We start from the raw sequence: 16,209 nt of genomic DNA, 5'->3' as shown, positions 1-16,209 counted from the left end.
TTTGTTTTCGTTATTCGTTGCTATCTTGTGTAGTATTGCTTTTCTACATTAACCCACTCTTCTACAAGTGAGTAAAACTCAACTGAATTTACTTTTCTCTCTTCCTGTAATTTTTGAAATTCTTGCTTATTTTTCGGGGTATAACGAGACAGTAGCTGGTCTAATACAATATGTTTATCTGCAAATCGAGAACTTAATTTTAACGTTTTAAACAGTACTGCGGTAATAACTGCACTGACCGCTAACATACCGACAACGGACACAAAGCTATAATCAATTCCAACGAAATTTCTCACGGCATTTAGCAATAAAAATGGGACAAAAAACATCACTAATAAAGCAAGAATCGTTGCCCCATCTTGGCCATTATTAAATTCATTCTCTTTTTGTTTATTCACACAAAGAATTTGGTCAAAAATTTTGTGATTAGCGCTTTTGGAATTATTCATGTGATCCACCTTTGGCACACAGATATTGTTTACAAGAAATACCATGCAATAGGGTATAACTTGCTGATTCGGACCTATCTTTCATATCAAGATGCGAATTTCTTTCCTTTGAAAATTTCACTTATAAGCAAACTTCATCGATAACCTGATATCTGGATACGCCATTAACTGTTTTAAAATAGTATAAATGTAAGCAAATGAAACATCAATTTAACAATTTTTATATAAAAAAATAAACTTTTACACATTCATATATCAAAAGGCAGCGAACAAACTTGTTAATTTCTATATGAGTAAAATTAATTAGCTTATCTTTATCTATTGATATTAATGGGGTTATTGTTGAAAACATGAGCAAAGTAGCCAAACCAATTAACACCATAAAAACCATTAAAATGATAAGTATTATATAGCGGAATATGAATAAATAAGCGAGATAATTTCACTGAGTCATTATTATTTTTAATTGATTATGATTTATCTATTACTAATGAGATAAAAAATAGTAGAAAGCGCAGGTACACTCACCCATTAACTTAATGACGTATTCTCAGAAATCAGTGAATCAAACGTTACAGAAAAATATTTTGCCTAACCATTCTTGTGCTATTTCTTATCCATAAGAGCGGTCAGCGCGAGCCTAGCGCAGACAAGATGGCTATATCTATCGTTTAATCCGAGCTCGCTCTCAATGCCTTATTTGCTTTTTAACTAGCGAAAAACAGGGTCATTGAAAAGGTAATTGCTGAGGGGACTCATACTTGCCTGATTATTCTTTTGTATCCGTTATCCATAAGAGCGATCAGCGCGTGCCTAGTACAGACAAGATGGCTATATCTATCATTTAATCCGAGCTCGCACTCAATGCTCTATTTGCACATCGAAATAGCTAAAAACGTGCTCACACAAAAGGTAATTGCTCAGGTGACAAATCATTGCCTAACCATTCTTGTGCTATTTCTTATCCATAGGAGCGGTCAGCGCTTGTCTAGTATAGATAAGATAGAGACCAATACCGATTAATCTGAGCCTGTTTTCAATGCCCTATTTGTACATCGAGATAGCTAAAATTGTGCTCACACAAAAGGTAATTGCTAAGGGGACTAATACTTGCCTAACCATTCTTGTGCTATTTCTTATCCATAGGAGCGGTCAGCGCTTGTCTAGTATAGATAAGATAGAGACCAATACCGATTAATCTGAGCCTGTTTTCAATGCCCTATTTGTACATCGAGATAGCTAAAATTGTGCTCACACAAAAGGTAATTGCTGAGGGGACTCATACTTGCCTTAGCATTCTTTTGTATCCCTTATTCATAAGGTTAGTCAGCGCGTGCCTAGTGCAGACAAGATGGCTATATCTATCGTTTAATCCGAGCTCGCACTCAATGCTCCATTTGTATATCGAGATAGCTAAAATTGTGCTCACACAAAAGGTAATTGCTGAGGGGATATATAATACGATTATCATTGCTGGGTTAAAAATTGCAGCCTTGCGGCTGAACCCATTTTATCGTGATTTACCCAGTACTGGCTGTGCTTGATGCGATGATTTTATTAGCTTACCATTCGCCAAACGCAAAAAAGCCACCCATTGGGTGGCTTTCTCACTAATTTAATGTCTGGCAGTTCCCTACTCTCACATGGGGAGACCCCACACTACCATCGGCGCTACGGCGTTTCACTGCTGAGTTCGGCATGGGGTCAGGTGGGACCACCGCGCTATTGCCGCCAGACAAATTCTGTTTCTTCCCGTTTAGCTATCTTTCACTAAACCAGAAGTGTAATCTTGAACAAGCTGTTGTGTCCTTCACCTTTCGGCTTCTCACCTCTTGAAAATCAACACACTCTCTCTAAAACACCTTCGGTGTTGTCAGGTTAAGCCTCACGGTTCATTAGTATTGGTTAGCTCAACGTATCGCTACGCTTACACACCCAACCTATCAACGTCTTAGTCTTAAACGTTCCTTTAGGACCCTTTAAGGGTCAGGGAAGACTCATCTCAAGGCAAGTTTCCCGCTTAGATGCTTTCAGCGGTTATCTTTTCCGCACTTAGCTACCGGGCAGTGCCATTGGCATGACAACCCGAACACCAGTGGTGCGTCCACTCCGGTCCTCTCGTACTAGGAGCAGCCCCTTTCAATCTTCCAACGCCCACGGCAGATAGGGACCGAACTGTCTCACGACGTTCTAAACCCAGCTCGCGTACCACTTTAAACGGCGAACAGCCGTACCCTTGGGACCTACTTCAGCCCCAGGATGTGATGAGCCGACATCGAGGTGCCAAACACCGCCGTCGATATGAACTCTTGGGCGGTATCAGCCTGTTATCCCCGGAGTACCTTTTATCCGTTGAGCGATGGCCCTTCCATTCAGAACCACCGGATCACTAAGACCTACTTTCGTACCTGCTCGAGCCGTCACTCTCGCAGTCAAGCTGGCTTATGCCTTTGCACTAACCGCATGATGTCCGACCATGCTTAGCCAACCTTCGTGCTCCTCCGTTACTCTTTGGGAGGAGACCGCCCCAGTCAAACTACCCACCAGACACTGTCCGCACCCCGGATCACGGGGCAACGTTAGAACATCAAACATTAAAGGGTGGTATTTCAAGGTTGGCTCCACGCAGACTGGCGTCCACGCTTCTAAGCCTCCCACCTATCCTACACATCAAGGCTCAATGTTCAGTGTCAAGCTATAGTAAAGGTTCACGGGGTCTTTCCGTCTTGCCGCGGGTACACTGCATCTTCACAGCGAGTTCAATTTCACTGAGTCTCGGGTGGAGACAGCCTGGCCATCATTACGCCATTCGTGCAGGTCGGAACTTACCCGACAAGGAATTTCGCTACCTTAGGACCGTTATAGTTACGGCCGCCGTTTACTGGGGCTTCGATCAAGAGCTTCTCCTTACGGATAACCCCATCAATTAACCTTCCAGCACCGGGCAGGCGTCACACCGTATACGTCCACTTTCGTGTTTGCACAGTGCTGTGTTTTTAATAAACAGTTGCAGCCAGCTGGTATCTGCGACTGGCTTCAGCTCCATGAGTAAATCACTTCACCTAATGCCAGCGTGCCTTCTCCCGAAGTTACGGCACCATTTTGCCTAGTTCCTTCACCCGAGTTCTCTCAAGCGCCTGAGTATTCTCTACCTGACCACCTGTGTCGGTTTGGGGTACGATTAATGATAATCTAGAGCTTAGAGGCTTTTCCTGGAAGCGGGGCATGAGCTACTTCGCCACCGTAGTGACTCGTCATCAGATCTCAGTGTATAGTGAACCGGATTTGCCTAATTCACCCACCTACATCCTTAAACCGGGACAACCGTCGCCCGGCCAGCCTAGCCTTCTCCGTCCCCCCATCGCAATTATCACCAGTACGGGAATATTAACCCGTTTCCCATCGACTACGCATTTCTGCCTCGCCTTAGGGGTCGACTCACCCTGCCCCGATTAACGTTGGACAGGAACCCTTGGTCTTCCGGCGTGCGGGTTTTTCACCCGCATTATCGTTACTTATGTCAGCATTCGCACTTCTGATACCTCCAGCATACCTCACAGTACACCTTCACAGGCTTACAGAACGCTCCCCTACCCAACGAACGTATCCTTAAACTGACTTGCCGTGCGTTACCGCCTCGACTTTGATGAACGCATTGACGTCACTGCGTTCCGTCAATCGTCTTGATACATTGCAGTACCACTTAATCAGTTTAAGTGATACGTTCGCTGCCGCAGCTTCGGTGCATAGTTTAGCCCCGTTACATCTTCCGCGCAGGCCGACTCGACCAGTGAGCTATTACGCTTTCTTTAAATGATGGCTGCTTCTAAGCCAACATCCTGGCTGTCTGAGCCTTCCCACTTCGTTTCCCACTTAACTATGACTTTGGGACCTTAGCTGGCGGTCTGGGTTGTTTCCCTCTTCACGACGAACGTTAGCACCCGCCGTGTGTCTCCCGTGATAACATTCTTCGGTATTCGTAGTTTGCATCGAGTTGGTAAGTCGGGATGACCCCCTAGTCGAAACAGTGCTCTACCCCCGAAGATGAGTTCACGAGGCGCTACCTAAATAGCTTTCGGGGAGAACCAGCTATCTCCCGGTTTGATTGGCCTTTCACCCCCAGCCACAAGTCATCCGCTAATTTTTCAACATTAGTCGGTTCGGTCCTCCAGTTAGTGTTACCCAACCTTCAACCTGCCCATGGCTAGATCACCGGGTTTCGGGTCTATACCCTGCAACTCATTCGCCCAGTTAAGACTCGGTTTCCCTACGGCTCCCCTATTCGGTTAACCTTGCTACAGAATATAAGTCGCTGACCCATTATACAAAAGGTACGCAGTCACACCCCGAAGGGGTGCTCCCACTGCTTGTACGTACACGGTTTCAGGTTCTATTTCACTCCCCTCGCCGGGGTTCTTTTCGCCTTTCCCTCACGGTACTGGTTCACTATCGGTCAATCAGGAGTATTTAGCCTTGGAGGATGGTCCCCCCATATTCAGACAGGATAACACGTGTCCCGCCCTACTCGTCGAGTTCACAACACCAACACCTTCGGATACGGGGCTATCACCCTTTACTGCCGGACTTTCCAGACCGTTCTCCTGATGCTGATGCTGATTAAGACTCTGGGCTGCTCCCCGTTCGCTCGCCGCTACTGGGGGAATCTCGGTTGATTTCTTTTCCTCGAGGTACTGAGATGTTTCAGTTCCCTCGGTTCGCCTCGTTTGACTATGGATTCATCAAACGATAGTGCAACGAATTGCACTGGGTTTCCCCATTCGGATATCGTCGGTTATAACGGTTCATATCACCTTGCCGACGCTTTTCGCAGATTAGCACGTCCTTCATCGCCTCTGATTGCCTAGGCATCCACCGTGTACGCTTAGTCGCTTAACCTCACAACCCGAAGGTGTCTTTTCGTGTCATTCTGACGGGTAATGGCTGCGCGTGCATCGATTCTATGTTGGGCAGTGCTCGCCATGCTCACGTACTCATGTACGCTGCGCTTGCTGTGCGCTGGCCGCCTTGAATCGCTGACTGCTCGCTCATTACGTTTGCCATCTTGACAAAGAACATCTTGAGTTGAGATTTTTGAGAGACTCTCACATCGTTTAAGCGATAAACGATGTGCGTTGTTTTCAATTTTCAGCTTGTTCCAGATTGTTAAAGAGCATAATTATTCGCAATAGACTATTACTAATCTATTCTGAATAATCAGAAAAATTATGGTGGAGCTAAGCGGGATCGAACCGCTGACCTCCTGCGTGCAAGGCAGGCGCTCTCCCAGCTGAGCTATAGCCCCATAAAGGTTTTTCGGTATCAATCAATCTCCTGATAAGATTTTTTTCTTACTCGGAGGTCTTTTTTCTTAGGCAAGGCATGGATTAGCGACGTTTACTTGAGTAAACGAGCTGAGCCATAACGCAGCATAAGAGAAAAGTGGTAGGCCTGAGTGGACTTGAACCACCGACCTCACCCTTATCAGGGGTGCGCTCTAACCACCTGAGCTACAAGCCTATCGATACCGCTACTCTATTTCATCAGACAATCTGTGTGAGCACTTCACAAATACACTTCAATGGTAAGGAGGTGATCCAACCGCAGGTTCCCCTACGGTTACCTTGTTACGACTTCACCCCAGTCATGAATCACAAAGTGGTAAGCGCCCTCCCGAAGGTTAAGCTACCTACTTCTTTTGCAACCCACTCCCATGGTGTGACGGGCGGTGTGTACAAGGCCCGGGAACGTATTCACCGTAGCATTCTGATCTACGATTACTAGCGATTCCGACTTCATGGAGTCGAGTTGCAGACTCCAATCCGGACTACGACGTACTTTATGAGTTCCGCTTGCTCTCGCGAGGTCGCTTCTCTTTGTATACGCCATTGTAGCACGTGTGTAGCCCTACTCGTAAGGGCCATGATGACTTGACGTCATCCCCACCTTCCTCCGGTTTATCACCGGCAGTCTCCTTTGAGTTCCCGACCGTATCGCTGGCAACAAAGGATAAGGGTTGCGCTCGTTGCGGGACTTAACCCAACATTTCACAACACGAGCTGACGACAGCCATGCAGCACCTGTCTCAGAGTTCCCGAAGGCACCAAAGCATCTCTGCTAAGTTCTCTGGATGTCAAGAGTAGGTAAGGTTCTTCGCGTTGCATCGAATTAAACCACATGCTCCACCGCTTGTGCGGGCCCCCGTCAATTCATTTGAGTTTTAACCTTGCGGCCGTACTCCCCAGGCGGTCGATTTAACGCGTTAGCTCCGGAAGCCACTCCTCTAGGGAACAACCTCCAAATCGACATCGTTTACAGCGTGGACTACCAGGGTATCTAATCCTGTTTGCTCCCCACGCTTTCGCACCTGAGCGTCAGTCTTTGTCCAGGGGGCCGCCTTCGCCACCGGTATTCCTCCACATCTCTACGCATTTCACCGCTACACATGGAATTCTACCCCCCTCTACAAGACTCTAGCTGACCAGTCTTAGATGCCATTCCCAGGTTAAGCCCGGGGATTTCACATCTAACTTAATCAACCGCCTGCGTGCGCTTTACGCCCAGTAATTCCGATTAACGCTTGCACCCTCCGTATTACCGCGGCTGCTGGCACGGAGTTAGCCGGTGCTTCTTCTGTCGGTAACGTCAATCGTTGATGATATTAGCATCAACGCCTTCCTCCCGACTGAAAGTACTTTACAACCCTAGGGCCTTCTTCATACACGCGGCATGGCTGCATCAGGCTTGCGCCCATTGTGCAATATTCCCCACTGCTGCCTCCCGTAGGAGTCTGGGCCGTGTCTCAGTCCCAGTGTGGCTGATCATCCTCTCAGACCAGCTAGGGATCGTCGCCTAGGTGAGCCATTACCTCACCTACTAGCTAATCCCATATGGGTTCATCCGATAGCGCAAGGACCTAAGTTCCCCTGCTTTGCTCCTTAGAGATTATGCGGTATTAGCCACCGTTTCCAGTGGTTATCCCCCTCTATCGGGCAGATCCCCATACATTACTCACCCGTCCGCCGCTCGTCAGCGAGAAGCAAGCTTCCCCTGTTACCGCTCGACTTGCATGTGTTAGGCCTGCCGCCAGCGTTCAATCTGAGCCATGATCAAACTCTTCAATTAAAAAGCTTGATGCTCAAAGAATGTTACTGTCTCGTAACGCTCTTTTGTTCGGTTAACTTTGTCAGCTGCGCATCGCTTCACCTCGCCGTACTTAAGTACTGTCTCGGTTCATCGCTGCTTGCTTTCGCGTTACCCTTCCAAAATAACGTTACTACCTATTAAGTTCATATATATGAATTAACGTGTTAGTCACTCTTCAAGACTTAAAATCAAATATTTTTTTGATAGTGTCCTGTGAGTGCCCACACAGATTGTCTGATAAATTGTTAAAGAGCGTTGCGACTGAATCTTTCGATTTTCGACTTCAAGGTCGTTGTCGCGAGGTGACGTATAATACGTTTTTCTTTCAGAAAGTCAAGTGTTTATTTTTAACTTTTTCTTTCTCACCTCTGTTATCACTAAGGTTTTACCTTGTTCGCCGAAGCGGTTTGTCGTGACAACGGATGCGCATTATAGGGAGACGAAAAAATCTCGCAAGTGTTTTTTTACATTTTTATTTTGTTCGCGGTTATTTTAATCAAAAGGAGGGTTTTAAACTAAATAACACCTGATAATTGACTATTTCAGCAGCAATTATCCCTTTACTCACGTAATATAGATATCCAAGAAATAAGATTTGAGATGAATTATGGAATTAAGTAAACAACAAACGGCCTCGCAAAAGAATCGTTCTTATATTATTGCAGAAAATCTGGGTCAACAGATCTTAACAAGTGCCTATTTACCTGATTCCATTTTACCAAGTGAATTAGAGTTATCAGAAAAATTCCAAGCTAGCCGAACAGCAATAAGAGAAGCCATTAAAATACTAGCTGCTAAAGGCATGGTATTAGCACGCCCCAAAATAGGAACTCGTGTTATGCCATCATCAAATTGGAATTTTTTGGATCAAGATCTCTTAAGCTGGTGGGCAAATAGCGAGGAACAATCGGTTGTTATTAAACATTTCAAAATTGTTCGCCTCGCAATTGAGCCCCAAGCTTGTTATCTTGCAGCTATGCATGCAACAACCGAACAAAAACAATCTTTACAGCTCTTAGCTAATGAAATGCTACTACTCGCAAAAGAATTTGATAGAGAACACTGGGTAAAAGTAGACTACTATTTTCACTTAACTATTTATAAAGCCTGTGCAAACCCTTTTTTAATCTCTTTCGCTAATTTATTTCGTTCTATTTATCAGCGCTATTTTGATGTTATTACTGACAACGAAGTCATTGAAGTGGATATCCACCAGCAATTGGCGAATGCCATTATTCAAGGTCACAGTACCAAAGCTCTCGATTTTTGCTATAAGTTATTAACAGTAAATGAAAAATAACCTAGGAAGATAACTATCCTTTATTGGCTTTAACTTTTTAGATAGGTAAATGATGTTCAAAACAGCTAAAAATATGTCAGGCCTTCCATGGATTGCAGCAATGGCCTTTTTTATGCAAGCCCTTGATGCCACTATTTTAAATACGGCTTTACCTGACATAGCCAAAAGCCTGCATCATTCGCCGCTTGCAATGCAATCTGCTGTTGTTAGCTATACTTTGACGGTAGCCTTACTCATTCCTGTTAGTGGATGGTTTGCTGATCGATTTGGTACTCGACATGTCTTTATTTTAGCCGTTTCATTATTTTCATTTGGCTCTTTGCTTTGTGCCCTTTCACCATCATTAAATTTTTTGGTCACTTCTCGAGTTATTCAAGGTATTGGTGGTGCAATGATGATGCCAGTGGCTCGATTAGCATTAATAAGAGCCTATCCACGTAGTGAGTTATTGCCTATATTAAACTTTGTGACAATACCTGGATTAGTCGGTCCAATACTAGGACCACTACTGGGCGGTATATTAGTTACTTATGCGACATGGCATTGGATATTTATTATTAATATTCCGATTGGTGTTTTGGGGATTTTTTATGCTTTAAAACACATGCCTGATTTTAAAATGCCGAAACGTAAATTTGATACTCTTGGTTTTTTACTCTTTGGTATTGGCTTAGTTATGCTTTCTGTTAGCCTAGATTTGTTTGGTGATAAAACACTATCGACCTCAATACCTGCAGCGATTGTTGTAAGCGGCTTTATTTTCTTATTACTGTATGTTTTCCATGCAAGACGTATTAAGCATGCAATCATCCCATTAAATTTATTTAAAACCCGAACATTTTCGATTGGCATCAGTGGCAATATTGCAACGCGTTTAGGAACTGGCAGTATTCCATTTTTAATGCCATTAATGTTACAAGTTGGTTTTGGCTATGAAGCGGTTGTGGCTGGAATGATGATGGCACCATTGGCGATTGGTTCAATAACCGCAAAATCTGGTGTGACAAAAATTCTCACCAAATATGGCTATCGTAATACATTATTTGTGATCACCGTGATTATTGGAGCAATGATTGCTCAGTTCTCATTGCAGTCCCCGAGTATGTCTATTTATCTGTTGATTGTACCGCTATTTATTTTAGGCATGGTGATGTCCGTACAATTCACCGCAATGAACACTATTTGTTTGGCAGATTTAACAGACAATAATGCAAGTGCAGGCAATAGTATGTTAGCCGTAACACAGCAGCTATCCATTAGTTTTGGCATTGCCGTGAGTGCCGCGATATTAAATTTCTATGATAGCCAACCCAATAGTAATACAGTGGATAATTTTCACTATACCTTTATAACTATTGGTGTGATTACACTGATTTCCGCTTTTGTCTTCTTATTATTAAGTAAAACCGATGGTGATAACTTAATTAAAGGGAAAGCGAAGAAAAATTAAAAATTCACTTTCTTAACAGACTGGCGTTCAATAAGCTCAGGGGTAAGTACTAACACACTGGTCTCAGCTTCTGGGTTATCCATTCGGTAAATCAGTTGGTTGACCGCTTGTTGCCCGAGCTCATCTTTTGGCTGATGAATAGTTGTTAATGGTGGGATCATATAAGAAGAAAGATCGATATCATCGTAACCAACAATCGAAATATCATCAGGAACTTTCATCCCTTTTTGGTATATTGCCTGATAAGCCCCAACCGCCATTGCGTCATTACCTGCGAAAATAGCTTGTGGTGGAATTGGTAGCTCAAGCAATGCATTCATCGACTCAAATCCACCAGCGAATTCAAAATCACTGAAAATCAGATAATCTTTATTAATTTCAATGCCAGCCTTATTCATAGCTTGAATGAAGCCTTGATAACGCGCTCTTGCTGGTGATTTATCTTGCGGTCCTGCTATGCAAGCAATACGAGTGAAGCCTGCATCAATCAAGTAACGAGTGGCAATCTCGCCGCCTAAAAATGAGTTATCTTGAATAACATCGCCGTCAGACTCAAATGGCGACCAGTCCATCATCACCGTCGGTACCGCTGGATAACGAGCTAATACCTCTTTTGAGGGACCTTGAACTTCTGTGCACATGATCAATAGCCCATCAACTCGCTTTTGTAACAGGGTTTCTAAACTATGATTCATCCGTTGAAGATCACCTTCAGTGTTGCACAAGATCAGGCTATAACCACGCTCGTAGCAACTTCGTTCGACACCTCGCACTACCTCTGCATAAAAAGGGTTATTACTGGTTGTCAGTAACATGCCAATCGTATTTGTACGATTCATCTTTAAGCTTCTCGCTAATGCTGAAGGAGCATAGTTTAGCTCTTTGATAGCATTTTTAACGCGTAGAGTAATACTCTCGCTAACATAGCGATTTTGATTAATAACGTGAGAGACGGTGGATGTCGACACACCAGCAAGACGAGCCACATCTTTCATTGTTGCCACAAGTTGATCCTATTGAGCTAAAAATTGGTCTATTTCTTTACGCCATGGAACAGAAGGTTGAGCACCAGGGCGAGTTACTGCTATCGCCGCCGCTGCATGGGCAAAAATAATAGCATCTTCGTCAGCTTTACCTTCCAATAAAGCCGTAACATATGCCCCATTGAATGTATCACCTGCCGCAATAGTATCCACTGCTTTTACGCGAAACCCAGCAATTATTTTACCTTGAGTGCCTTTTTCACTATACCAAACCCCTCGAGCCCCCAACGTAATCATCACTTTACTGATCCCTTTTTGGTGTAATGCTTGTGCCGCAGCCTGTGCGCCTTGGTCATCATTCACCGCGATCCCCGTTAAATGTTCCGCTTCAGTTTCATTTGGCGTAATAATATCCACCAGTGCTAATAACGAATCGGGTAATGATTGTGCTGGGGCTGGGTTTAAGATGACTTTTGTATTGCTTTTTTTGGCGATTTCAGCGGCCATCTGCACTGTTTCTATCGGTGATTCAAGTTGCATTAAGACAGCGTCTGCCTCAATAATTTTCTGCTGATATTGCGCTAATCTCTGAGTTGTTAGCTGCGCATTTGCTCCAGCATTTATACCAATGATATTTTCACCTTGTTGATTCACATAAATCAGCGCCACACCAGTGGTTTCTTCTTTTATCGCATCAATGCATTCCGTTTTGATATTATCTAGGTGAAGCTGTTTTTTAATACTCGCACCGATATCATCATCACCCACACAGGCGATAAAAGTTATGTCAGCACCACTACGCCCCGCAGCCACGGCTTGGTTTGCACCTTTTCCACCAAAGGCAACTTTATAGCTGTCACCTCTAACGGTCTCACCTGGTTGTGGAAATTGCTTAACATTCAAAATATGATCAGCATTAATACTACCCAATACCACCAGTTTTGCTGCACCCATAACATTGATATCCTTTTTATTGTGACATTATAACCACACAACGAATAAACCGCCGCAAATGCGGCGGTGGTGATTTTATCTTATTGTTTTACCACTAATTCCAATTCAACAGGAACAGTTGCTTCAACTTTCTCACCTTTTAAGACTTTATCGGCAATCTGAACACCAACAATACCAATTTGATCAGGTCGCTGTGCAATTGTTGCCCCCAATTTACCGCTTTCTACCGCTTTAATACCGTCATTGGTACCATCGAAGCCCACGACTAATACATCTGTACGACCTGCTGTTTGTAAAGCTCTTAATGCACCAAGGGCCATTTCATCATTTTGAGCAAATACCGCTTGAACCGCAGGATGAGCCGTCAGCAAGTTTTGCATAACGTTTAAGCCTTTTGTTCTATCGAAGTCAGCTGGCTGGCTAGCCAGTAAATTGAATTTATGCTCTTTCGCACCAGTATTAAAGCCTTCACCCCGTTCACGTGCCGCAGAAGTACCTGAAATGCCTTCTAATTGGATAACTTTAGCTTCATTACCTGTTTTTTGTGCAATGTAATCCGCAGCCATTTTACCGCCCATGCGGTTATCTGAAGCGACGTGGCTAACCACTTCACCTTTATTGGCCGCTCTATCTAAGGTAATAACAGGGATCTTGGCTTTATTTGCCATCAAGATGGAGTTACCCACCGCATCGGAGTCCGTTGGGTTAATTAACATCAGTTTCGTTCCACGAACGGTTAAGTCCTGAACGTTAGCTAATTCTTTGGCTGGGTTATCTTGAGAATCTAAGACGATCAGTTCATAGCCCAGTCTATCAGCTTCTTTTTGTGCGCTATCTTTCATCGTCACGAAGAAAGGGTTGTTAAGTGTTGAAATCACTAATGCAATACTGTCTTTTGCCATCGCATTAACACTAACGGTTGCACTCAGTGCAACGGCTGATAACAATGTTGCTAATTTATTCAGTTTCATAATCTTATTCCTGTAGGGTTATTTTTTATTATCAACAAGTACCGCAAGTAAGATGACGACTGCTTTAACAATCATCTGATAGTTCGACGAAATACCTAATAAGTTTAAGCCATTGTTTAAGAAACCAAGGATCAGTGCACCAATCAACGTACCAACGATACGCCCTTTTCCGCCCGCAAGACTTGTGCCACCTAATACAACTGCGGCGATAGCATCCAGTTCATACCCATTACCTGCCATTGGCTGTGCCGATGACAAACGAGCCACTTCAATTACACTTGCCAGCGCGGCGAGCAGACCACATAAGGCATAAACGATAATTTTGATGCGATCGACATTAATGCCCGACAGACGTGTTGCCGCTTCATTTCCACCTAACGCATAAATATAGCGACCTAAGCGAGTTTGGTGGAGCATATACCACGCCGCAGCAAAAACGATGATCATTAACCAAACTGGGGTAGGAACCCCTAATGGACGTCCAATACCAAACCAGCCAAATAAGTCTGCATTATCACTAAAACCTGTATTAATCGGGCTTCCATCGGTATATACACGAGTTACACCGCGCAATAATAGCATCATGACTAACGTCGCAATAAAGGCTTGAACTTTACCTTTAGCCACAATAACCCCAGTACAAGCCCCTATCGCAGCTCCCAGTGCTAATGCCCCTGCAACAGCAACCAAGGCATTCACTTCAGCCCCAACCATCGACGCTGCGACTGCGCCAGTCAGTGCTAATAACGACCCTACCGACAAGTCAATGCCCGATGTTAAGATAACTAAGGTCATTCCCACTGCCATGATGGCGTTCACTGATGTTTGCTGTAATATATTGAATAGGTTATTAATCGTAAAAAAGTTAGGGCTTAATGTTGATACGATAGCAATTAAGACTAATAGTGCAATTAAGGATTTTTGCTCCATTAGCCAAGCTTTGCTGAACCAGCGTTTTGATGATGCTGTTGTTGAACTCATACTGATAACTCCTGAACTGAGCCGTAATTTTTACCCACTGCGGCAGCCATTAAGGCTTCCTGAGTCGCGTCTTTGGCAGTAAATTCGCCGCTGATATGACCTTCGTGCATCACCAAAATGCGGTCACTCATTCCAATCACTTCAGGCATTTCTGAAGAAACTAAAATGATGCTCAGCCCTTCTTTCTTAAATTGATTAATTAACTGATAAATTTCTTTTTTTGCCCCCACATCGACACCACGTGTTGGTTCATCAAGGATCAACACCTTTGGTCTAGTCATCAACCCACGGGCGATAGCCACTTTTTGCTGATTTCCCCCTGAAAGGTTGCCAATGATTTGGTTCATTGATGGAGTTTTAATATTGAAGAGACGAATAAAGTCGCCGACCGTTTGTTGTTCCTCGCTGTGCTTAAGTGCCCCCCCAGCGCGACTAAAATAACGTAACGCTGTCAACGACATGTTTTCTTTGACCGACATGCCTAACACGAGTCCATCACGTTTACGGTCTTCTGAAATATAGACAATTCCGCTATTTAAACCATCTTGTGGCGTTTTCAATGTAACGGGTTTGCCTTCGAGTTTTATCGTGCCCGATTTTTTTGTCGCAGCACCGTAGATAATTTTCATCAATTCGGTACGACCTGCGCCCATTAACCCTGAAACCCCTAAAATTTCACCACTTTTTAAGGTAAAACTGGCGTTAGTCACACCGGGGCCTGAAACGTTTTCAAGCTGTAAACGGATACCTCCCGCTTGAACATCAATTCGAGGGTATTGGTCTTCGAGTTTTCTCCCCACCATCATTTCTATCAGTTTTTCTTCTTCTAATTCACTCACGGGTTTTTCGCCAATAAATTGACCGTCACGAAACACCGTAACATCATCGCAAATTTCAAAGATTTCTTTTAAACGGTGAGAGATATAAACAATACCGCAGCCTTGTGATTTTAAGTCTTCGATAACGCGGAATAATGATTCTGTTTCTGTATCAGTAAGTGCATCCGTCGGCTCATCCATGATGATCACTTGGGATTGGAAGCTGAGGACTTTAGCAATTTCCACCATTTGCTGCTCACCAATTGAAAGTTCAGCAATCGTTTGGTGGCTGTCATAATCGAGGTTAAGGCGTTTGAGCAGTTTGTCTGATTCACTAAACATTTTTTTCCAGTCGATTTTGCCAAATGCGTTGACAAACTCACGCCCGAGAAAAATATTTTCAGCAATCGTCAGTTCAGGGATCAGGTTTAACTCTTGGTGAATAATGCCAATACCTGCTTCTTGGGAACTTTTGGGTCCATTAAAAGCCACTTCTTTGCCAAGATAGCGAATTTTACCCGCATCTTTTTGATAGATACCGGTAAGCACTTTCATCATGGTTGACTTGCCAGCTCCATTTTCCCCCACCAGCGCCATGACTTTCCCGGGGTAGACATTTAATGTCGCACCACTGAGCGCTTTTACTCCCGGAAATGATTTATCAATACCGATAAGTTCTAATAAAGGTTGCATAGTCACCTCAGAAAGTCACGCCAGAACAAAGAATTACATTAGCAAATGGTGAACATTCTCCTGTTCTAATGACCGCTTTGCTGTCATGTGTCAGTTGTTTAAAATGTTCATGACTGCAATAGATAATTTCAATTTGATTGCCTTGCATGGTTTGTAGGTCGTGCAAATGCGCTAAAATAGCCGTTTCCATTGCGGGGTTCATCGCGCTAATTTCTTCTGCAATAATGGCTTTTTCGACCTGCATTTCTTGCGTAACAACTCGCAAAACAGCCATGAAATCAGGTAATCCTGCTGTTATCGCTAAATCTATACGCTCAGGCCCCGCTGAAATGGGTAAGCCAGCATCCGCCAGTGTGATTTGGTCAGTATGACCTAACTTTGCAATCACTGAACTAATATTGGCATTAAGCAGCACACCTTTTTTCATTTTTTCTCCGCCATCTCTGATAAGCGAAACGTTTCGCTCA

Annotated in this window: 9 protein-coding genes, 2 tRNA genes and 3 rRNA genes; 2 read left to right on the top strand and 12 right to left on the bottom strand. The window is 43.9% G+C overall.

All coding sequences use genetic code 11. The annotated features are described in order from the left end of the window. Window positions 1–20: 20 nt before the first annotated feature. From AB6N04_RS16755 to AB6N04_RS16730, 6 genes are all read right to left on the bottom strand, one after another. On the bottom strand, window positions 21–449 hold the full coding sequence (locus AB6N04_RS16755) for a hypothetical protein (protein ID WP_369309353.1): 429 nt from the start codon (window positions 447–449) through the stop codon (window positions 21–23). A 1,620-nt stretch (window positions 450–2,069) separates the two neighbouring features. Beyond that, window positions 2,070–2,185 (bottom strand): 5S ribosomal RNA (gene rrf, locus AB6N04_RS16750). 138 nt (window positions 2,186–2,323) lie between these two features. Further along, window positions 2,324–5,345 (bottom strand): 23S ribosomal RNA (locus tag AB6N04_RS16745). 330 nt (window positions 5,346–5,675) lie between these two features. Continuing rightward, window positions 5,676–5,751 (bottom strand) — tRNA-Ala (locus AB6N04_RS16740). A gap of 138 nt (window positions 5,752–5,889) precedes the next feature. Next, window positions 5,890–5,966 (bottom strand) — tRNA-Ile (locus AB6N04_RS16735). A 65-nt stretch (window positions 5,967–6,031) separates the two neighbouring features. Continuing rightward, window positions 6,032–7,571 (bottom strand): 16S ribosomal RNA (locus tag AB6N04_RS16730). The 16S, 23S and 5S rRNA genes sit together here with 2 tRNA genes alongside, the layout of an rRNA operon. A gap of 628 nt (window positions 7,572–8,199) precedes the next feature. Here AB6N04_RS16730 and AB6N04_RS16725 point away from each other — a divergent pair. Beyond that, a complete protein-coding gene (locus tag AB6N04_RS16725) occupies window positions 8,200–8,892 on the top strand; it encodes a FadR/GntR family transcriptional regulator (protein WP_369309352.1) in 693 nt (230 codons plus the stop codon). Between the two features lie 52 nt (window positions 8,893–8,944). Beyond that, complete coding sequence (gene mdtD, locus AB6N04_RS16720; protein WP_369312157.1) at window positions 8,945–10,342, top strand: multidrug transporter subunit MdtD; 1,398 nt, start codon at window positions 8,945–8,947, stop codon at window positions 10,340–10,342. Here the strand turns inward: mdtD and rbsR are convergent. From rbsR to rbsD, 6 genes are all read right to left on the bottom strand, one after another. Then, a complete protein-coding gene (rbsR, locus tag AB6N04_RS16715; RefSeq protein WP_369309351.1) occupies window positions 10,339–11,346 on the bottom strand; it encodes a ribose operon transcriptional repressor RbsR in 1,008 nt (335 codons plus the stop codon). The two genes, mdtD and rbsR, sit on opposite strands and share 4 nt — an antisense overlap. A gap of 9 nt (window positions 11,347–11,355) precedes the next feature. Continuing rightward, window positions 11,356–12,279 (bottom strand): ribokinase, encoded by a 924-nt coding sequence (gene rbsK, locus AB6N04_RS16710; RefSeq protein WP_369309350.1) that lies wholly within the window; start codon window positions 12,277–12,279, stop codon window positions 11,356–11,358. Window positions 12,280–12,359: 80 nt separating this feature from the next. After that, on the bottom strand, window positions 12,360–13,250 hold the full coding sequence (rbsB, locus tag AB6N04_RS16705) for a ribose ABC transporter substrate-binding protein RbsB (RefSeq protein ID WP_369309349.1): 891 nt from the start codon (window positions 13,248–13,250) through the stop codon (window positions 12,360–12,362). A gap of 18 nt (window positions 13,251–13,268) precedes the next feature. Further along, a complete protein-coding gene (gene rbsC, locus AB6N04_RS16700) occupies window positions 13,269–14,231 on the bottom strand; it encodes a ribose ABC transporter permease (RefSeq protein ID WP_369309348.1) in 963 nt (320 codons plus the stop codon). After that, window positions 14,228–15,742, bottom strand: a complete 1,515-nt coding sequence (gene rbsA, locus AB6N04_RS16695) for a ribose ABC transporter ATP-binding protein RbsA (RefSeq protein ID WP_369309347.1) — start codon at window positions 15,740–15,742, stop codon at window positions 14,228–14,230. Before rbsA ends, rbsC begins: the two co-directional genes overlap by 4 nt. Window positions 15,743–15,749: 7 nt before the next feature. Continuing rightward, complete coding sequence (rbsD, locus tag AB6N04_RS16690) at window positions 15,750–16,169, bottom strand: D-ribose pyranase (protein ID WP_369309346.1); 420 nt, start codon at window positions 16,167–16,169, stop codon at window positions 15,750–15,752. Between the last annotated feature and the right edge of the window lie 40 nt (window positions 16,170–16,209).

It is taken from the genome of Providencia rettgeri, from assembly GCF_041075285.1.
Classification (GTDB): Bacteria; Pseudomonadota; Gammaproteobacteria; order Enterobacterales; family Enterobacteriaceae; genus Providencia; species Providencia rettgeri_G.
This window is presented reverse-complemented; position numbering and strand designations above follow the sequence as displayed.

What these genes read in the sequence shown, in the direction of transcription:
- AB6N04_RS16755 (WP_369309353.1), bottom strand. Translation starts at nt 449, where the DNA reads ATGAATAATTCCAAAAGCGCTAATCACAAAATTTTTGACCAAATTCTT.
- AB6N04_RS16725 (WP_369309352.1), top strand. Translation starts at nt 8,200, where the DNA reads ATGGAATTAAGTAAACAACAAACGGCCTCGCAAAAGAATCGTTCTTAT.
- mdtD (WP_369312157.1), top strand. Translation starts at nt 8,945, where the DNA reads ATGTTCAAAACAGCTAAAAATATGTCAGGCCTTCCATGGATTGCAGCA.
- rbsK (WP_369309350.1), bottom strand. Translation starts at nt 12,279, where the DNA reads ATGGGTGCAGCAAAACTGGTGGTATTGGGTAGTATTAATGCTGATCAT.
- rbsB (WP_369309349.1), bottom strand. Translation starts at nt 13,250, where the DNA reads ATGAAACTGAATAAATTAGCAACATTGTTATCAGCCGTTGCACTGAGT.
- rbsC (WP_369309348.1), bottom strand. Translation starts at nt 14,231, where the DNA reads ATGAGTTCAACAACAGCATCATCAAAACGCTGGTTCAGCAAAGCTTGG.
- rbsA (WP_369309347.1), bottom strand. Translation starts at nt 15,742, where the DNA reads ATGCAACCTTTATTAGAACTTATCGGTATTGATAAATCATTTCCGGGA.
- rbsD (WP_369309346.1), bottom strand. Translation starts at nt 16,169, where the DNA reads ATGAAAAAAGGTGTGCTGCTTAATGCCAATATTAGTTCAGTGATTGCA.